The 19882-nt window shown below is 71.4% G+C and carries 10 protein-coding genes; 9 read left to right on the forward strand and 1 reads right to left on the reverse strand.

From position 1 onward, the window contains the following. Positions 1–14 precede the first annotated feature (14 nt). The 9 genes from HDA45_RS36580 to gntA are packed head-to-tail and all read left to right on the forward strand — an operon-like array spanning position 15 to position 17219. Complete coding sequence (locus HDA45_RS36580; protein WP_184903205.1) at positions 15–8735, forward strand: type I polyketide synthase; 8721 nt, start codon at positions 15–17, stop codon at positions 8733–8735. An 8-nt stretch (positions 8736–8743) separates the two neighbouring features. Further along, positions 8744–11680 (forward strand): type I polyketide synthase, encoded by a 2937-nt coding sequence (locus HDA45_RS36585; RefSeq protein WP_184903208.1) that lies wholly within the window; start codon positions 8744–8746, stop codon positions 11678–11680. After that, positions 11677–12522: a 3-hydroxyacyl-CoA dehydrogenase family protein gene (locus HDA45_RS36590; RefSeq protein ID WP_184903210.1), complete on the forward strand. Its 846-nt coding sequence runs from the start codon at positions 11677–11679 to the stop codon at positions 12520–12522. Before HDA45_RS36585 ends, HDA45_RS36590 begins: the two co-directional genes overlap by 4 nt. Before the next feature lie 46 nt (positions 12523–12568). Then, on the forward strand, positions 12569–12820 hold the full coding sequence (locus HDA45_RS36595) for an acyl carrier protein (RefSeq protein WP_184903212.1): 252 nt from the start codon (positions 12569–12571) through the stop codon (positions 12818–12820). A 14-nt stretch (positions 12821–12834) separates the two neighbouring features. After that, entirely contained in the window at positions 12835–13974 is a 1140-nt protein-coding gene (locus HDA45_RS36600) for an acyl-CoA dehydrogenase family protein (protein ID WP_184903214.1), read from the forward strand. Further along, positions 13971–15020: an HAD-IIIC family phosphatase gene (locus tag HDA45_RS36605; RefSeq protein ID WP_184903216.1), complete on the forward strand. Its 1050-nt coding sequence runs from the start codon at positions 13971–13973 to the stop codon at positions 15018–15020. Before HDA45_RS36600 ends, HDA45_RS36605 begins: the two co-directional genes overlap by 4 nt. Beyond that, on the forward strand, positions 15017–15763 hold the full coding sequence (locus HDA45_RS36610; protein WP_184903218.1) for a thioesterase II family protein: 747 nt from the start codon (positions 15017–15019) through the stop codon (positions 15761–15763). Before HDA45_RS36605 ends, HDA45_RS36610 begins: the two co-directional genes overlap by 4 nt. Then, entirely contained in the window at positions 15760–16518 is a 759-nt protein-coding gene (locus tag HDA45_RS36615; protein ID WP_184903220.1) for a 4'-phosphopantetheinyl transferase family protein, read from the forward strand. The genes HDA45_RS36610 and HDA45_RS36615 overlap by 4 nt, the downstream gene beginning before the upstream one ends. After that, the gene (gene gntA / locus HDA45_RS36620; protein ID WP_184903222.1) at positions 16515–17219 is read left to right on the forward strand and encodes a guanitoxin biosynthesis heme-dependent pre-guanitoxin N-hydroxylase GntA; all 705 of its coding nucleotides are present in this window, start codon (positions 16515–16517) and stop codon (positions 17217–17219) included. Before HDA45_RS36615 ends, gntA begins: the two co-directional genes overlap by 4 nt. A 175-nt stretch (positions 17220–17394) precedes the next feature. On the opposite strand, the gene HDA45_RS36625 is transcribed toward gntA, so the two are convergent. Beyond that, positions 17395–19785 (reverse strand): BTAD domain-containing putative transcriptional regulator, encoded by a 2391-nt coding sequence (locus HDA45_RS36625; RefSeq protein ID WP_184903224.1) that lies wholly within the window; start codon positions 19783–19785, stop codon positions 17395–17397. Positions 19786–19882 lie beyond the last annotated feature (97 nt).

Below are 19882 nucleotides of genomic sequence, written 5' to 3' on the forward strand. Positions count from 1 at the left end.
AGGAGCCGTGACCCATGCCTTCGGAAGAGCAGTACGTCGACTACCTCAAGCGGATGGCGGCCGACCTGCGTGAGAGCCGCCGCGAGCTGGCGGACGCGCGGGAGAAGGAGACCGAGCCCATCGCGATCGTCGCGATGAGCTGCCGTTTCCCCGGCGGGGTCCGTACTCCGGAACAGCTGTGGGAACTGGTCGACGGCCGCGTCGACGCGATCTCGCCGTTCCCCGCCGACCGTGGCTGGGACACCGACGCGATCCACGACCTCGACCCGTCGGTCCCGGGCACCAGCTACGTCCGCGAAGGCGGCTTCCTGCACGACGCCGCCGAGTTCGACAACGAACTGTTCGGCATCTCGCCGCGTGAGGCCGAGGCGACCGATCCACAGCAGCGGCTGCTGCTCGAGACGGCGTGGGAGGCCGTCGAGCGGGCCGGGATCGACCCGCTCTCGCTCAAAGGCAGCGCGACCGGTGTGTTCGCCGGGGTCGGGTTCACCGACTACGCGTCGCGGCTGACCGCCTTGCCCGAGGAACACGAGGGTTACCTCGGAATCGGCACCTCCGGCAGTGTGGTGTCCGGCCGGGTTTCCTACGCGCTCGGTCTCGAAGGACCGTCGGTGTCGATCGACACGGCATGCTCGTCTTCGCTGGTCGCGGTCCACCTCGCGGCCCGCGCGCTGCGGTCGGGGGAGTGCACGCTGGCGCTGGCCGGCGGTGTCACCGTGATGGCGACGCCGGGCGCGTTCGTCGAGTTCTCGCGCCAGCGCGGACTCGCCCCGAACGGGCGCTGCAAGCCCTTCGCGGCCGCCGCCGACGGTACGAACTGGGCCGAGGGCGCCGGGATGCTGGTGCTGGAACGCCTTTCCGACGCCCGTCGCCACGGCCACCCGGTTCTCGCGCTCGTCCGCGGCAGCGCGGTCAACTCCGACGGCGCCTCCAGCGGCCTGACGGCTCCGAACGGCCCGTCGCAGCAGCGCGTGATCCGCGCGGCGCTGGCGAACGCCGGAATCGAAGCGTCCACCGTGGACGTCGTCGAGGCGCATGGCACCGGTACCGCGCTGGGCGACCCGATCGAGGCGCAGGCTCTGCTGGCCACTTATGGCCGGGATCGGGAAACGCCGCTATGGCTTGGCTCGGTGAAGTCCAACATCGGCCACACGCAGGCCGCCGCCGGACTCGCCGGGATCGTCAAGCTGGTCGAGGCGATGCGCCACGCCACGCTGCCCGCGACCCTGCACGTCGACGCGCCGTCCCCGCACGTCGACTGGTCGGCCGGTTCGGTGGAGCTGCTCGACAAGGCCCGCCCCTGGACCGCCACGGACCGGCCGCGCCGCGCGGCGGTGTCGTCGTTCGGGATCAGCGGCACCAACGCGCACGTCGTCCTGGAACAGCCGTTCGACGAACCCGCCGCGGACCGCGAAGTAGTCGCCCCGCCGGTGGTTCCCTACGTGCTGTCCGGTGCTTCTCCCGCCGCCGTCCGCGCACAGGCCGCCGCGCTGCTGTCCACTGTGGACGAGTCCGGCGCCGAACCGGTCGACGTCGCGCTCTCGCTGGCCACCACTCGCGCCGGGATGGAACACCGAGCCGTCGTCACCGGCGCAGACCGCGCTGAGCTGGCCGCCGGTCTCCGTGCCCTCGCGGGCGGCGAAGCGGGCACGGTCACCGGCAGCGACACCGCCGGACGGCTCGCCGTGCTGTTCACCGGCCAGGGTTCGCAGCGGCTCGGCATGGGCCGCCGGCTTCACGAGTGCTTCCCGGTGTTCGCCGACGCTTTCGACGAGGCTTGCACGCACCTGCCCGGTGTCCGGGACGTCGTGTTCGGTACCGACGTCGCGCGCCTCGACCGCACCGAATTCGCCCAGCCCGCCCTGTTCGCGTTCGAGGTCGCGCTCTTCCGGCTCGTCACTTCCTGGGGTGTCACTCCGGACTTCCTCGCCGGGCACTCGGTCGGCGAACTCTCGGCCGCGTACGTCGCCGGGGTGCTTTCCCTGCAGGACGCGGCGAAGCTGGTCCTCGCCCGAGGCCGTCTGATGCAGGCGCTGCCCGAGGGCGGTGCGATGATCGCGCTGGAAGCGACCGAGGACGAGGTCCGCCCGTACCTTTCCGACGGCGTCGCGCTCGCGGCGGTCAACGGACCCCGCGCTGTCGTCCTGTCCGGTGCCGAGGCGGCGACAACCGCTGTCGCGGAACGCTTCCCGGGCCGGCGCACGACCCGGCTGTCCGTCTCCCACGCCTTCCACTCGGCTCTGATGGAGCCGATGCTCGCCGAGTTCGCCGCGGTCGCGCGGACCCTGACTTACCACGAGCCCTCGATCCCGGTCGTCTCGACACTGACCGGCGAGAACGCCGACAGGCTCACCGACCCGGAGTACTGGGCCGAGCACGTCCGCGGCACCGTCCGGTTCGCCGACGCGGTGGAAACCCTGCACGGCCAAGGGGTCACGACGTTCCTCGAGCTCGGCCCGGATGCGTCGCTCACCCCGATGGGCCGCTCGGTCCGTCCCGACGGCGCGGTCTTCGCCGCGACCCAGCGCAAGGACCGCGACCAGGCGGCCACGCTCGTCACCGCGCTGGGGCTCGCGCACGCCAACGGCGCCCGCGTCGACTGGCCCGCCTACCTCGGCGGCAGCGGCGCGCGGGTGGTCACGCTGCCGACCTATCCGTTCCAGCGCAAGCGTTTCTGGCTGGAAGACCCGGGCGCGGGAGTGCCCGCGGCCGAGGACGGCCGGTTCTGGTCGGTGGTCGAGTCCGGTGACGTCGGCGAGTTCGCCGCCGAACTGAAGCTGTCCGACGTCGAAGCCCCGCTCGGCACGGTTCTGCCCGCGCTGTCGCGCTACCGCCGCGCCCGATCCCTGTCGGCCGAAGCGGCTTCGCTGGCCTATCACGTCCGCTGGCAGCCTTTCACTCCCGCGACGACCACGGCCACCGGCCGCTGGTTGCTGGTCACCTCCGCGAGGGAACACCCGTGGGCCGCGACCGCTCTTGAGACCTTGTCCGGTGCCGAGGTGCGGCGGCTGGTCGTCGACCAGCCCGATCGTGTGGAACTGCCCGACGAGACTTTCGACGGCATCCTGTCCCTGCTGGCCCTCGACGAGACCGAGACAGACGGAGTGTCCTTCGGCGCCGAGGCCACCATGGCGCTGGTGCGCGAACTGGCCGCACGTGACCCTCAAGGTCCACTGTGGACGCTGACTCGCGGCGCCGTCTCGACCGGCGCCCACGACGCGCCGGACGCACCCGCGCAAGCCCAGCTGTGGGGCTTCGGCCGCGCGGCCGCACTGGAGAATCCCCAGGCGTGGGGCGGGCTCGTCGACGTTCCGGCCGAGCCGGGGGAGCGGGTCGTGTCCCTGCTGCGCGGTGTCCTCACCGGCCCGCGCGGCGAAGACCAGGTCGCCGTCCGCGCGGCCGGCGCTTTCGGCAGGCGGCTGGCGCACGCCGAATCCAGTGAGCCCAAGCGGTCCTGGCGGCCGCGCGGCACCGTGCTCGTCACCGGTGGTACCGGCGGCCTGGGCGGGATCGTCGCCCGGTGGCTGGTCGAACATGGCGCCGAGCACGTCATTCTCGTGTCACGCCAGGGAGAAGACGCACCCGGCGCGGCCGAACTGGCAGGCGATCGCGTGACCATCGCCGCCTGCGACGTCGCCGACAAGGACGCCCTCGCAGCGGTCATCGACCCGATCCGCGACGACCTCCGCGCCGTCTTCCACCTCGCCGGAGTCCTCGAACTCGGCCTCATCGAGACGATGGACCGCACGCGCTACGCCGATGTCCTCCGCCCGAAGGTCGCCGGGACACGCAACCTCGAAGAACTGACCGACGGACTCGACCTCGACGCTTTCGTGCTGTTCTCTTCGATCGCCGCCTCCATCGGCAACGCGGTCCAGAGTGCTTACGGCGCCGCGAACGCGCATCTCGAAGCGGTCGCGCAGCGGCGCCGGGCGCACGGCCTGCCCGCGACGTCGATCGCGTGGGGTCGCTGGGGCAAGGTCGGCATGGGCGTCGGCGCGGACCTCGACGAGATGCTCAGCGGGCTCGGCGTTCCCGCCATGGCGCCCGGGACCGGCCTCGTCGCGCTCGGCCAGGCGCTGGATCGCGACGAGACCGCGCTGACCGTCGCCGAACTGACCTGGGAGAAGTTCGCGCCGCCGTTCGCCGCGCTGCGGCCCAGCCCGCTGCTGGCCGACCTGCCCGAGGTCGTCGCCATCGCCGAGGCCGAAGCCGCGCAGGCCGCCGAGGGCGCCGAAGCCGCCGACGCGTGGCGCACCCGGCTCGCCGGACTGCCCGAAGCCGAACGCGAACGCGTCGTCACCGAACTGGTCCTGACCCACACCGCCGCCGTACTCGGGCACACCGACGGCGTCCCGGCCGGGCAGCAGTTCACCAAACTGGGCATCGATTCGCTCACCGCCATCGAACTGCGCGGCCGGATCAACACCGAGACCGGACTGGCGCTGCCGCCGACGATGGTGTTCGACCACGCGACCCCGGCCGCGCTGGCCGCGCACCTGCTGGCCGCGCTCACCCCGGCCTCGCAGGAGACCCGGACCGTCGTCACCGGCCCTGCCGCCGCGGGCCAGGACGTCGCCGTGGTCGGCCTGTCCTGCCGTTTCGCGGGCGGCAGCGACACTCCCGAGAAGTTCTGGGAGAACCTGGTGCAGGGCAAGGATCTCGTGCGCGAAGTCCCGCCGGACCGCTGGGCCGCCGCCGACTACTACGACCCCGACCGCACCGCGCCGGGCAAGGCGTACACGCAGCAGGGCGCGTTCGTCGACGACATCGCGGGCTGGGACGCCGCGTTCTTCGGCCTCTCGCCCCAGGAGGCGCGGCGCCTCGACCCGACGTTCCGGCTGCTCATGGAGCTGGTGTGGGAGGGCATCGAGGACGCCGGGCTCACCGCCGACGAACTGCGCGGCAGCCGCACCGGCGTGTTCGCCGGGCTGATCGACACCATGCAGTACAGCATGCGGCAGCTCGAAGCCGACGGCATGGACGCGGCCGACGACCCCTACTTCGGGCTCGGCAGCTCGCTTTCCGCCGCCGCCGGGCGCATCGCGCATCTGCTCGACCTGCGCGGGCCTTGCCTGACCGTGGACACCGCCTGCTCGTCGGCGCTGAGCGCGGCACATCTGGCCGTGCAGAGCCTCCGCCGGGGCGAGTGCGACATCGCGATCGTCGGCGCCGCTTCGGCGATGATCAACCCGGACGTCTTCATCCAGTCCTGCAAGATGAGCATGCTCGCGGTCGACGGCCGCACCAAGACCTTCGACGAGAGCGCCGACGGCTACGTCATCGGCGAGGGCGGCGGCGTCGTCGTGCTCCGGAGGGCGGGCGAGGTCGGCCGGGCGCACCGTACCCGCGCGGTCATCCGCGGCACCGCGACCAACCAGGACGGCCGCAGCAACGGCCTCACCGCACCGAACCGCGCGGCGCAGAACGCGGTCATCCGCGCGGCGCTGGCCGACGCCGGGGTCGCCCCCGACGAGATCGGTTACGTCGAGGCGCACGGCTCCGGCACGCAGCTCGGCGACGCGATCGAGTTCACCGCGCTCGGCGAGATCTTCGGCGAGCGCAACGCCCCCGAGCCGCTCTACGTCGGCGCGGTCAAGACGAACGTCGGTCACACGCTCGCCGCGGCGGGAATGGCCGGGCTGATCAAAACGGTGCTGTCGCTCGAACACGGCACCCTGCCGGGGAACCTGCACATGAGCACGCCGAACTCGGTGGTCACCGTGGACGGCACGGTACGCCCGGTCCCCGAGGCGCGGCCGTTCCCGGCGAACGCCGCCGGAGTGCTGCGCGCGGGTGTCAGCTCCTTCGGCTGGTCCGGCTCGAACGTCCACTTCGTCCTCGACCAGGCGGCGCCCGCTCCGGCCGCTGGCCCGGGCGGGGAATGGCAGCTGCTCACGGTTTCCGCCCAGAGCGAAGCGGGACTGCGTGCCAACGCCGAGGCTCTGGCCGAAAACCTGACCGGAGAACTGGCCGACATCGCTTTCACCACCCAGGCCGGGCGCAGCGCGCTTCCGGTCCGCAAGGCGGTGCTGGTGCGCGATCACGACGACGCCGTCACGGCCTTGCGCGCTGTCACCGGCGGTTCGGCCGTCACCGACAAGCGGCGCTTCGGTCTCCTGCTGCCCGGCACTCGCGGCGCCTGGCAGGACACCACCGACGAGCTGTACCGCACCGAACTCGCCTTCCGGGCGGCGATCGACGAGTGCGCGGCCCTGCTGGACGGTCGCGTGGATCTGCTCGGCGCGCTCTACGGCACCGCCGAAGCCGACGAGCGGGCCGTGGTCTTCGCCGTCGAGTACGCCTTCTCCCGGCTGCTGACCGCGTGGGGTCTCGAACCTGCGGTGGTGCTCGGCCGGGGGACAGGCGAATGCGTCGCCGCCGTCGCGGGTGGGCTGTTCAGCCTCTCCGAGGGCCTCGATCTCGCACTCGGCGGGCAGGTTCCGCAGGCGGGAACACCGACGGTGCCGGTGATCTCGCCCCGCACCGGCACGGTGCTCACCGCCGCCGAAGCCGCGGATCCGGCGCACTGGCGGATCGCGGACGACCGCTTCGAAGACGGTCTGCTGGCGCTGGCCAAGTACGCCGGTGTCCTGGTCGAAGCCGGGCTCGGGGACGACGGCGCCGAGGCGGCCGGCCGTTACCTGCCGCAGACGCCGGTGGTCTCGCTGCTGCCGGAGCCGGCGGCCGGGGCCGGACGGCGTGCCTGGCTGACCGCGCTCGGCGCGCTCTGGGAGCACGGCGTCCAGATCGGCTGGGCGGACGGCGCGGGACCGGATCGACGGTTCGTTTCCCTGCCCGGCTACCGCTTCCAGCGCACCCGCTACTGGCCGGAGGTCGCGTCTCGGGGCGCTGGTTGGTCGCTCGACCAGATGTCCGAGCAGGAGACGCCGGTCCGCGCCGGTCTGGCCGCGCACACGCCCACCTGGCACCGGGACACCACCCGCCGGATGCCCGCGACGCCGGGCGACCTGATCCTGCTCGCCGAGCCGGGCAAGTTCGCCGACGGCTTCGCGGCCGCGGCGGAAGCAGCCGGGCACCGCGTCACGGTCACCTCCGATCTGGCCCACCCGGTGTTCGCCGGGGACGGCCCGCTGCGGATCGTGCACGCCCACGGCCTCACCACCAGTGGTCTCGAGTCCGGCTTCTACAGCCTCCTGTCACTGGGCAAGGCCATCGGCTCCGAATGCGCCGGGCGCCGGGTCGACCTGCTCGCGCTGGGCCGCAACGGATTCGACGTCCTCGGCGGGGACGCCACCGACGTCTTCGCTCCGACCATCGCGGCGACGGCCGACGCGATCGCCGCCGAGTACCCGCTGGTCCACGCGCAGTACGCGGACTTCGACCGCACCGGCGACAAGGTCGCCCAAGCCATCCACGAGCTCGACCTGCTCGCGGCGTCCACAGTGGACACCGTCGATGGGGTGGCCGTCGCCGCCTGGCGCGGTGGACGGCGCTGGCTGCGCGGCTTCGACGTCGTCGAGCTGCCGGAGACCGACGACGCGCTGGCGTGGAAGCCCGGTGGGACCTACCTGATCACCGGCGGGCTCGGCGTTCTCGGCCTGGCGCTGGCCAAGCGGCTCGCGCCGCTGGGCGTGAACCTCGCCTTGGCAGGCCGTTCCGAACTGCCGCCGGAAGAGACCTGGGACGACTGGATCCGGGAGCACGGTGTCGACGACCGCACGAGCGAAGTGCTGCTGGCGGTGCGGGATCTGCGGGCCCTCGGCGCCGACGTCCTGACCCTGCGAGCCGACGTCAGCGCCCCCGGCGAGGCCGCCGCGCTGCTGGCCGAGGTCCGCGGCTACTTCGGCTATCTCGACGGTGTCGTGCACGCGGCCGGGATCGCCGGTGGTGGCCTGCTCCAGAACAAGACCCGCGAGCAGGCGGCCGCGGTGCTGGCGCCGAAGATCGACGGCACCCTCGCCCTCACCGACGCGCTGCGCGTCGAACCGGTCGACCTGCTGGTCCTGTACTCCTCGACCGTGACGCTCACCGTCGGCGTCGGCGAGATCGACTACTCCGCGGCCAACGCCTTCCTCGACGGGGTCGCCTCGGCGTCGGCGGGTGGACGTGGTCCCGCGAAGCAGGTCGTGTCGGTCGCGTGGGGCCCCTGGCAGCTGGATGCCTGGACGTCGTCCGGCCTCTCGGGTTCCGCCGAAGCACAGGAGGGTTCGCGCAAGTTCCGCGAAGAGTTCGGCATCGGCGCCGAGGAAGGCACCGAACTGCTTTCGCGGATCGTCGCCTCCGGCGAGCCGCTGGTGACCGTGCTCCCGCTCCCGCTGACCGACGTGCTGGCCGCGCTGGCCAGGATGGGTTCGGTCGACGCGCTGGTCGGCGCCGACGCCGCGATCCCCACCGGGGAGCGATACCCGCGGCCCGAGCTGCGTACCGCGTACGTCGCCCCGCGCACCCCGGCGGAAGAGCGCGTCGCCGCCGCTTGGTGCGACTGCCTCGGCCTGGAAGAGGTCGGCGTGCACGACCCGTTCTTCGACCTCGGCGGCACCTCGCTGATCGGCCTGGTGCTGATCGGCCGGGTCGCCAAGGAGTTCGGCGTCGAGCTGGCCCCGGCGAGCCTGTTCGAAAAACCGACCATCGCCGAATTCGTCACGCTCCTCGGTGAACCGGGCGCACCCCAAGCGGCCGCCGAACCCGCCGAAGACGTCTCCGCCCGCGGCGAACGCCGCCGCGCCCGCACCGCGAAGCTCCGCAAACGCCCGAGCCGGACCGGAAGGTGAACCACCCCATGACCACGCGAGAACGGGACACCGGCGACGACATCGCGATCGTCGGCATGGCCGGGAACTTCCCCGGCGCGCCCGACATCGGCAAGTTCTGGGCCGATCTGTGCGCAGGCCGCGACGGCATCACCCGGATGACCCGCGCCGAACTGCTCGCCGCGGGTGTTCCCGCCGAAGTGGCCGACGATCCCGCGTTCGTCCCCGCGGCCGGACTGCTGCCCGGGATCGACCGCTTCGACGCCGACTTCTTCGGCTACAACCGGACCGACGCCGAACTGCTCGACCCGCAGCACCGGCTGTTCCTCGAATGCGCGTGGCACGCGCTGGAGGACGCGGGCGTAGACCCGGACCGGATCGAAGGCCTGGCAGGCGTTTTCGCGGGCGGCGCCCCGAGCACCTACCTCCTGTCGAATCTGCTGTCCAACGACGTCACCGCGCTGACCGTCGGCCCGGACCAACTGATCCTGCAGAACGAGAAGGACCTGATCGCGTCCAGGCTGTCCTACGCGCTCGACCTGACCGGACCCTCGGTCAGCGTGCAGAGCTGCAGCTCGACAGCGCTCGCCGCCGTCGCCCAAGGGTGCTCCAGCCTGCTCACCGGCGAGTCCGATCTGGTGGTGTCCGGTTCGGTTTCCGTTGTCGTGCCTCAGGAACCGGGCTACCTCTACCGTGAGGGGAGCCGGTTCGCGCCCGACGGGATCAACCGGATCCTCGACGCGGGCGCCAACGGCAAGGTGCCCGGCAACGGCCTCGGCGTCGTCGTCCTGCGGCGGCTCGAGGACGCGCTGGCCGACGGCGACCGGATCTACGCGGTGATCCGCGGTTGGGCCATCCACCACGAGGGCAACCGCGCGCGTCAGGGGTTCAACCTGCCGGGTGTGCCCGGTCAGGCCGCCGTCGTCGCCGAGGCGATGGCCGCCGCCGACGTCGAACCCGCCGAGATCGACCACATCGAGGTGTCCACTTTGGGCACTCCGTTCGGTGACGTCGCCGAGATCTCGGCGCTGCAGAAGATCTTCGACGTCGACGGTGTCGAGCGGGTCACGCTCGGCTCGATCGACGCGAACCTCGGGCACATCAACCAGGCGGGCGGGATCGCCCGCCTGATCAAGGCGGCGCTGGCGCTGCACCACGAGAAGCAGCCGCCGCCGGTCAACTTCGAGAAGCCCAACCCGCAGCTGGCCCACAGCGGCGACAAACTCGTCGTGCCAACCGAACTGGCCGACTGGCCGCGCGGTGAGCGGCCGCGGCTGGCCGGGGTCAGCGCGTACGGCTTCGGCGGTACCGACGCCCACGTCGTCATCGAGGAAGCTCCCGAGGACTTCCCGGAACGTCCGGCCGCCCGGCCGCATCAGCTGCTCGCCTGGTCCGCGCGGACCCAGGAAGCGGCCGACGCGATGACCGGCAGGCTCGCCGCAGACCGTCCTGAGTGGACAGATCTGGCGGATGTCGCCTACACGCTGCACAACGGGCGCAAGGCCTTCGACCACCGCCGGATGACCGTCGTGTCCTCTGTGGACGACGCCGCCGACGCGTTCACGTCCGAAACCCGTGTGATCGCCGAGGCGGACACGAAGCCGCGGAAGGCGGCTTTCCTGCTGGCCGGGGTCGGCGAGCAGTACCGCGGCATGGCCGGCGGCCTGTACGACAGCGAGCCGGAGTTCAAGGCCGCCGTCGACGAATGCGCCGCGCTGTTCCGGTCTCATCTCGGCGTCGACCCGACGGAGAGCCTGCACGGCGCTCGCGGCTCCGACGGAGGCGACTTGGCCCGGCTGCTGGGCCGCGCCACCGACAGCGAGGACGCGGCGCCGTCGGTCACCCAGCCCGCCGTGTTCACGCTCGGCTACGCGCTCGGACGTCTGCTGCGCGCTTGGGGCGTCCAGCCCTCCCTGCTCGCCGGGTACAGCGTCGGCGAGTTCGCCGCCGCCACGCTCGCGGGCGCCCTGACGCTGCGGGAAGCCACCGCGCTGGTGGCCACCCGCGCGAAGCTGATCGAGAAGCTGCCGACCGGCTCGATGGCCGCGATACCGCTGGGCACCACCGAACTCACCGCACTGGTGGGTGACGTGACCGCTTTCGGTGTCGACGTCGCCGCGGTGAACGGGCCGCGGATGATCGTGGTGTCCGGCGCGGGTGACGGCGTCGAGAAGCTGGCCGCCGCGCTCGCCGAACACGGCGTCCCCGCGCGGCCCTTGCGCACGACGCACGCCTTCCACTCGCGTGCCCTGCGCCCCGCCGCGGCCGAACTCACCGCGTGGGCCCGGAAGAACCTCACACCGCGCGAGCCGGAGGTTCCGTACCTGTCGAACGTCACCGGCGCGCCGATCACCGCGAAGCAGCTGAAGGATCCCGGCTACTGGGCCGAGCACATGTGCCGTCCGGTGCGGTTCGCCGCGATGATCGAGCAAATTGCCAGTGATTCCCCGGATACCGTGTTGCTGGAACTGGGAGCCGGGCAGTCGCTCGGCTCGATGTTCCGCGGTCACCCCGATTTCCCGCAGACCTCGTGGCCGCTGCTGGTACCCACCCTGCCCGGCGAGGCCGACCCCCGCCAGGACACGGCCGTGCTCACCGAAGCGCTCGGCCGCGCCTGGCTCTCGGGGGCGGACATCGACTGGCGGGCCTATCACGACGGCCGCGACCCGAGGAAGACCACGCTGCCGGGCTACCCGTTCCAGCGCGACCGCTACTGGATCGAGCCGACCCAGGCCGCCGCCGACGTCGCACTCGGCGCCCGGTCCGCCAGGCCGGTCTACCTGATCGAAGGCGAACTCGACGTCACCGCCCGGGATCTGGCCGCCCGGCTGGGCGCCGAACTGGGCGCGACCGTCTTGTTCGCCGAAGAACACCCCGGCGGCGCCGACGCCGTGCGGGCCGCCCACGGCCGGCTGGACGGCGTGCTGGACCTGACCACGAGCAACGCAGCCAAGGAGGAACGATGACCCTCGTCGGAGTCGTCGGCGCCGGTGTGATGGGCACCGGGGTCGCGCAGAACCTCGCCACCAGCGAGCACGAGGCCGTGCTCATCGACGTCGACCCGGGCAAACTCGCCGACGCCCGCGACCGGATCGAACTCGAATGCCGGATGAGCCGCATGCTCGGCGGACCGGAGATCGACGCGGCCGCCGTACTCGGCCGGATCACCTTCGGGACCGAACTCGAGCTGCTCGCCGAAGCCGAAGTCGTGATCGAGAACATCACCGAGAACTGGGACCTGAAGTCCCGCCTGTACCCGAAACTCGACGAGGCCTGCAAAGCCGACACGGTGTTCGTCGTCAACACCTCCGCCATCCCGATCACCAAGGTCGCCGCGCTCACCCGCCGGCCGGACAAGGTGATGGGCGTCCACTTCATGAACCCCGTGCCGATGAAGCCGTCGTGCGAGTTCATCCCCGGCTACCACACCAGCGAGTCCACCAAGGACATCGTGCGCGAGCTGCTGCTGTCGATGGGGAAGAAGCCGATCCCGGTCAACGACGCCTCCGGGTTCGTCTCCAACCGCGTGCTGATGCTCACCGTCAACGAGGCCGCTTTCCTCGTGCACGAAGGAGTCGCGGACGCGGAGACCGTCGACGAGGTCTTCCGCGGCTGCTTCGGGCATCCGATGGGCCCGCTCGAGACCGCCGACCTGATCGGCGTCGACACGATCCTCTACAGCGTCGAAGTGCTCTACGACGAGTTCAACGACAGCAAGTACCGCCCCTGCCCCCTGCTCAAGCAGATGACCGCGGCCGGACTGCACGGCCGCAAGAGCGGCAAGGGTTTCTACAACTACAGCGGCTGAAGGCTCGCCGCATCCCACTTTCCGTACCACGAGAAAGGCATCCACCATGACGCAGGACGTCCGAGGCGAGATCCGCGCCTTCATCGGGGCGAAGTTCCCCAGTCTGTCGTTCACCGACGAGCAGGACATCTTCGCACTGGGGTTCGTGAACTCCCTGTTCGCGATGGAGCTGGTCATGTTCATCGAGAAGGCGTTCGCCACGCGGATCCCCAACGAGGACCTGAAGCTGGACAACTTCCGCACCGTCACGCGGATGACCGAGCTGGTCGAGCGGCGCACCGCCGCTGCCGCGCACTGAACGAGGAGAAAGACGTGAGGGCGAGGACACGGCCCGAAACCCCCGAAGCCGAGGTGGTCGGGCGTTTCGTCGACGAGGAGGTCGGCCCGCACGCGGACGCGTGGGACCGGGCCGAGAGCATCCCCGGTGACGTGCTGCGGCGGGTGGGGGAGCTGGGACTGTGGGCCCCGTTCCTGCCCGCGGAGGCGGGCGGCGCCGGGCTGGACATGGTCACCCTCGGACGGTTGCACGAGGAGGTCGGCCGCGGCTGTTCGTCGCTGCGAAGCCTGCTCACCGTGCACACGATGGTGACCGCGACGGTGCAGCGCTGGGGTGACGACGAACAGCGCGAGCGCTGGCTGCCCGTCCTGTCCGAAGGCGCCACCCTGGGCGCGTTCTGCCTGACCGAACCCGACTTCAGCGGGAGCGACTCGACGGCCGCGGGAACCGTGGCCGTCGCCGAAAACGGCGTCTGGACATTGCGGGGACGCAAGACCTGGATCACCGGCGGCCAGGTCGCCGGGCTGCTGCTGGTGTTCGCCGGCACGGCCACCGGGATGAGCGCGTTCCTGGTCCCCGCCGACCATCCGGGAGTCCGGGTGACCCCGGTCCGGCACATGCTCGGCACCACGGCGAGCATGCTGGCGACCATCGAGTTCGACGACGTCCGGCTCGACCCGTCCGCGCTGGTCGGGCCGCCGGGCTGGGCCGCGGGAACGGTGATGACCGGCGCGCTCGACCTCGGTCGCTACAGCGTGGCGTGCGGTTCGGTCGGCATCGTCCGGGCCGCGCTGGCCGCTTCGGCCGCGTACACGTCGGCGCGTTCGGCGGGCGGCGGGCTGCTGCGGGATCTGCCGCAGATCCGCGCCAAGATCAGCGAGATGGTCACCGCGCGCGACGCCGCGCGGTTGCTGTGCGAGAAGGCGGGCAGGCTCAAGGACGCGGGCGACCCGGCGACCATCATGGCGACCTGGGTCGCCAAGTACTTCGCGTCCACCGCCGCGGCAAAGGCGGCTTCGGACGCTGTCCAGATCCACGGCGCGAACGGCTGCGGCCCGGACTATCCGGTGGCCCGGCTGTACCGCGACGCGAAGGTCATGGAAATCATCGAGGGCAGCACCCAGATCCAGGAGCTGACCATCGCGGACGAAGCGTACCGGGAGGTGGCGGGATGACCGAGTTGTTGGAGAAACCGAAGCGCGGCCGCATCAAATGCGTGGTGTGGGACCTGGACAACACGGTGTGGGACGGAACCCTGCTCGAGGACGGCGAGGTCACCGTGCGCCCCGAGGTGGTCGCGGAGATCCGGCGGCTCGACGAGCTGGGCGTCCTGCATTCGGTGGCCAGCCGCAACGACCACGAAGCGGCGATGACACGGCTGAAGGTGGCGGGTCTCGACGAGTACTTCCTGTACCCGCAGATCACCTGGAACCCCAAATCCGGCTCGGTGGAAAGGATCGCGAAGGCGCTCAACATCGGCCTCGACGCGATCGCGTTCGTCGACGACCAGCCTTTCGAGCTCGCCGAGGTCGCGCACGCGCTGCCGTCGGTCAAGACCGTCGACGTGGCGGAGCTGGGGGAGGCACTGGCGTCGGAGGAGTTCCGGCCCAAATTCGTCACCGACGAGTCGCGGGTGCGCCGCGAGCTCTACCGCGCGGCCGCCGTCCGGGAACAGGTCGAACAGGACCACGAGGGCACCAGCGAGGAGTTCCTGTCCACTTTGGACATGAAGTTCACGATCGCCCGCGCCCAGCGGGAAGACCTGCAGCGGGCCGAGGAACTGACCGTCCGCACCAACCAGCTCAACTCGACCGGCCGGACCTACTCCTACGAGGAACTGGACGAGCTGCGCACCTCTCCCGACCACGTGCTGCTCGTCGCGTCCCTTTCGGACAAGTACGGCGGTTACGGCAAGATCGGTCTCGCACTGGCCGAACGCGGCACGGAGGCCTGGCACCTGCGGATGATGCTGATGTCGTGCCGCGTGATGTCGCGCGGGGTCGGCACGGTCCTGCTCAACCACATCATGGGGCTGGCGAAGGAAGACGGCGCGACGCTGCGCGCGGATTTCGTCGAGACCGGGCGCAACCGGGTCATGTACGTGACGTACGCGTTCGCGGGTTTCTCCGAGATCTCGCGCGACGGTGACAGGCTCGTCCTGGAGTCCGATCTGAGCACGATCCAGCCGCCGCCGCCCTATCTGACGATGGAGCTGCGATGACCGCACCGATCACGGCCCGGCCCTGGCTGCCCGGCGGGATCCCGCCGGGCGCGGTGACCAAGCTGTTCTGTTTCCCGCACGCCGGCGCGAGCGCGGCGGTCTACCGCGAGTGGATCCCGGCGGCGGGCGAAGACCTGGTCGTCCTGCCGGTCCAGCTGCCCGGCCGGGCCGAACGTGGTCGAGAGACGCCGTACGAAGACGTCGAAAGTCTTGTCGAGGCGGCCATCGACGGCCTCGGCGACGCGCTGACCGGTGACTTCGCGTTCTTCGGCCACAGCGTCGGCGCCCTGACGGCGTACCTGCTGACCCGGCGGCTCGCCGAGCGCGGGGCCACGCTGCCGAAACACCTGTTCGTGTCAGGGAGGGCGGCACCGCAGCTGCCCGACACCCGGCTCCAGCTGCGAGGACTGCCGGACGAGCGGCTCGCCGCCGAACTGCACGCCCTCGGCGGGCTGCCGGAGGTCCTGCGGCGCGAACGGGAGCTGCTGGCGATGTTCCTGCCCCTGATGCGGGCCGACCTGGCGGTCAACGAGACGTACCGGCACGTGCCGGGGGAGCCGTTGCCGGTGCCGCTGACCGTGTTCGGCGGCGACCGCGATCCGCGGGCCGATCTGGACGAACTGGCGGCGTGGCTCGAACTCGCCACCGATTCGACGATGGTCACCTACCCGGGCGGGCACTTCTACCTCGAGCAGCGCGTACCGGAGCTGCTGGGTGTGATCCACCGGAAGCTGGGCCGATGACGACACAGTGGTTCTCGGCCTGGAAGCAGCCCTCAGGCGCGTTGAGCGAGCAACTTCGCCCCGGCCGGGACGCGCATGTGTGGCGCGTCCCCCTCGCCAGGGTGCTCGCCCCCGGCTCCGCCGAGGTCTACAGCCTGCTCGGCGCGCTCTCCGAAGACGAGTTGCGCCGGGCGGCCGCCATCACGGTGGACGAGGAACGGGCGCACTTCCTGGCCGCACACGTCGCGCTGCGCGACATCCTCGCCTCCTACACGGGCCTCGCGCCTGCCTCGCTGCGGTTCACGCGCGACGGCGACCGCCCGGCGCTGGCCGGTGCGACGGGGATCGAGTTCAGCCTGTCCCGCTCCGGCGGGTTGGCGCTGGTCGCGGTCGCCGACGGTGTCCGGATCGGCGTGGACGTCGAGGAGGTCAGGGAGGTCGACCACGACGGCCTCGCCGCGCGGACGCTGCGTCCCGAAGAGGCCGCCGCCGTCCGCGAGCCACTGACCTTCTTCCGTTACTGGACTTGCAAAGAGGCCTACCTCAAGGCCGAAGGCACCGGCCTCGCCGGATTGCCGGGCCCCTCCTTCACGCTCACCGGCGGCGACGTCGAACTCGAAGACCGTCCTGAATGGACGATCACGGAACTGGACGCCGGAGCGGGCAACGCGGCCGCGCTGGCGGTCCCGGCGCGCCCGGTCACCGTGCGCGCCTTCGATTGGCTGCCCGGCAGGCCGCGACCGGCCGGACAGTACCGGAAAGGCGGAGTGAAATGAGCGACCCGAAAGCGGAGCTCGAAGAGTTCATCCAGACCACGGAGTTCAGCTGTCTCGGCGCTCGCGCGGCGTTGAAGAAGGGCTCGATCGTCCACGGCCACTACCCGGCCCTTGGCGACCCGGAGTCGGCGCGCGCCCACTACCGCGACATGCTCGGCTACGCGCGCGACATCCGGCCCACGTTGTCGGACAAGAGCTTCCGTACTTTCGTGTCGACCTTCGAGGAACCCGGAGGGATTCTCGACGAGGAGGAACACGAACGTCTGCTGTGGCGCCATCTTCAGCTCATGCACGACATCGACAGCCGCACCTACGGCCTCGACGAAGGCGCGACGTCCGACCCCGACGAGCCGAACTTCGGCTTCCACGTGGCCGGGCACTCGTTCTTCGTCGTCGGCATGCATCCGGGCGCTTCCCGGGCGAGCCGCCGGTTCCCCCGGCCCGCGATCGCGTTCAACTCGCTGATGCAGTTCATGTTGCTGGGCGACAAGTTCTTCTCGATGCAGGACGCGATCCGCAAACGCGAGACGACCAACAACGGCTCGGTCAACCCGAGCTTCACCACCTACGAGTACCAGATGCCGTCGCGTCACTTCGCGGGCCGGATGACCGAGGACGACTGGAAGTGCCCGTTCACTTCGCGGCACGAGGCTTCGTCGGTCAAGTACACGTCGGACGTGATGCAGCGTCCCACCGGCTGAGCGGTGGTACGGAAAAGCCCCCGGTCGCTTCGGCGGCCGGGGGCTTTCTCCTGAGTCACGCGAGTCACGCCTCTGATCACGCGAGTTCGCCGCCCAATCACGCGAGTCACGCCTCTGATCACGCGAGTGCGTCGCCCGATCACGCGAGTCGCGCCTGCGCGCCGACATGGAGCTCTCAGGCGAGAGCTTCGATGCGGCGCACGGCCGGGCGGCGGAGCAGCGCGGTGCGGGTCGCGCGCGGGATCCGCTGGTAGACCAGTTCGCGCAGCGTCGCCCGGCGGAACGTGTAGCCGGCGTCGTCGTCCTCGCGGCGCAGGACCGCGAGGCTCGCGAGCCGGGACAGCGTCCCTTCGACCTCGGTGGTGTCCCGGCCGCAGACTGCGGCGACGTCCTCGGCGGTGAACGCGTCCCCGGTGAGACTGGCCGCCTTCAGGAGGGATTTCTCGGCCGCGGGCAGGTTGTCGAGCTGCGCGGCGAGTGTCCGGCGGACCAGCGGGGGTGTCATCGACTGGCCGAGTCCCGGAAACGGGGTGGTGCGGCCCTGCACCCCCTGGGCGTACGCGTGCGCGAACCGGGGGTTCCCGCCGATCCGGGCGATCAGTTCCTGCCTGCCGCGGATGAGCCGGGCGGTGCCGGGCAGCAGCTTGTCGAGCAGTTTGCCGACCGCGTCGTCGGAAAGCGGGGAGAGAGACACCGTCGTACCGCATCGCTCGCCGTGTTCGGCTTCGAGCAGCCCGGGCCGGGCGGACGCGACGATCAGCACCGGCAGCCCCGCGCAGGCTTCTCCGAGCCTGTCGACGGCGTCGCGGGTCTCGTGGCCGGCGCGATGCAGGTCGTCGGCCAGTACCACCAGCGGTCCGTAGGCGGTCAGCTCGGTGGCGGCGGCTCGAAGCGCGGCGTCGCCGCCTTCGGTGCGCAGTCGCGAGGCTGTCTGGGGGAGCAGGCCCGGCACGACGGCGAACGCTTCGGCGACGTCGGCCCCGGCGTCCAGCACCCGGAAGCGGGGTTGCTCGGAAAGGGTCTCGGCGAACTCGGCGAGGAGACGGCTCTTGCCGATCCCGGGCTCGCCGAGCACCGTCACCCGATGCGGGCGGCCGCCGCGCTCGACGAAGCCGAGAAGATGGCTCAGCAGATCGCGGTCGTGGTCACGGCCGACGAAGCCGCCGGGGTCGGCGGGTTCCGCCACCGGATGCTGACGGGCCGAAACGGCGTGCCACCAACCAGGTGAGTCCTCCGAGGCCTCGTGCACCACGGCGGGTTCGGAGGCTTCGCGAACCGTGTCCGACACCCGGATCCGGCCTTCCGGCGCCCGTAGCGCCGAGCGGACACAGCGGTCCAGCACGGGGCCCGCCACCTGGCCGGGGCCGGCGGCGGTGAACTCGACGAGGACGTCGCCGCTGTCGACGCCGACCTGACCGGCTATCCCGGCCGTGGCCAGCCTGTCGAGGATCCGTAGTGCCGTGCGGGTCGCGTGGACGGCGTCGTCGTCGCCGGTCCGGGGGAGGCCGAACAGGGCCAGCACGACCGGGCCCGAATCCCCGGGCAGATACGCGCCCGCGGCGAGGGTCTCCTCCTCGACGACGGTCCGCAGCCGCGACTGGACCTCGACGGCCTCCTCGGGATCGTCGTCCGGCGTGGCGGCGAGGGCGACGCCGATCGCGACGACCGGCTTCCGCTCGTTTTCGATGGGCTCCGTGCGGGACAGGGCGATCACCGGCGCCGGGGTGAACGGCAGCGGCGCGACCATCGGGGCGGGCTCGTCCGCCGGCTCGGGTGCGGGTCGCGGCGCCGGATCCGGCCGACGGGTGAGCAGGGTTTCGTCGTGCTGGAGGATCGCGCGCTCCAGCTCGCGCAGCTCCTTGCCCGGCTCCAGACCGAGCCCTTCGGCGAGGCTGGCCCGCGTCGCGCGGTAGACCTCGAGCGCGTCGACGTGACGGCCGCAGCGGTAGAGCGCGGTCATCAGCTGGGCGTTGAGCCGCTCGCGGTTCGGGTTGGCCTCGGCCAGCCCGCGCAGGTCGGTGAGCACCTCGTGGTGATGCCCCCGGTCCAGCTCCAGACCGAAAAGATCCTCGTGGACGGCGATCCGCTGATCCTCCAGCGCGACCAGCTCGGGCCACACCACGCCGGTCTCGGTGAGGTCGGCGAGCACCGGGCCACGCCACAGCGCGAGCGCGTCGCGATAGGCCGAAACGGCCCGCTCGCCGTCGCCGCCCGCCTGCGCCGTCCGTCCTTCGGCGGCGAGCCGACGGAACCGGGAGACGTCGACCTGATCGCTGTCGACGCGCAGCAGGTAACCGGGCGCGTGGGTGAGCAGCATCGCCTGCTCGGCGGCGCCGGTCCGCTGGGCCAGCGTGGAGCGAAGTCCCGAAACGGCGTTCTGCACCATCTTGCGCGCGGTGGCGGGGATCTCGTCCGCCCAGATCGCCTGCAACAAGGTGCTGGTGGCGATGACCTCGTTGTGGCGCAACAGGAGATAGGCGAGCACGGCCCGCTGGGTCGCCCCGCGCAGCACTACCGGACGTCCGTCGTGCACGACGTTGAAGGGGCCGAGTAGGTCGAAACGCACGGGGTCACCACCTTGCCTGGAGCTTTCGAAGACGATCTCCACCGTGGCCCCGCACCCCACCCGCCGACAACGGTGCGGCCCGGATACTGGCTCGGTG

Source organism: Amycolatopsis umgeniensis (assembly GCF_014205155.1).
GTDB classification, from domain to species: domain Bacteria; phylum Actinomycetota; class Actinomycetes; order Mycobacteriales; family Pseudonocardiaceae; genus Amycolatopsis; species Amycolatopsis umgeniensis.

Coding starts and splice junctions, on each gene's coding strand:
- HDA45_RS36580 (WP_184903205.1), top strand. CDS start 15: ATGCCTTCGGAAGAGCAGTACGTCGACTACCTCAAGCGGATGGCGGCC.
- HDA45_RS36585 (WP_184903208.1), top strand. CDS start 8,744: ATGACCACGCGAGAACGGGACACCGGCGACGACATCGCGATCGTCGGC.
- HDA45_RS36590 (WP_184903210.1), top strand. CDS start 11,677: ATGACCCTCGTCGGAGTCGTCGGCGCCGGTGTGATGGGCACCGGGGTC.
- HDA45_RS36595 (WP_184903212.1), top strand. CDS start 12,569: ATGACGCAGGACGTCCGAGGCGAGATCCGCGCCTTCATCGGGGCGAAG.
- HDA45_RS36605 (WP_184903216.1), top strand. CDS start 13,971: ATGACCGAGTTGTTGGAGAAACCGAAGCGCGGCCGCATCAAATGCGTG.
- HDA45_RS36610 (WP_184903218.1), top strand. CDS start 15,017: ATGACCGCACCGATCACGGCCCGGCCCTGGCTGCCCGGCGGGATCCCG.
- HDA45_RS36615 (WP_184903220.1), top strand. CDS start 15,760: ATGACGACACAGTGGTTCTCGGCCTGGAAGCAGCCCTCAGGCGCGTTG.
- gntA (WP_184903222.1), top strand. CDS start 16,515: ATGAGCGACCCGAAAGCGGAGCTCGAAGAGTTCATCCAGACCACGGAG.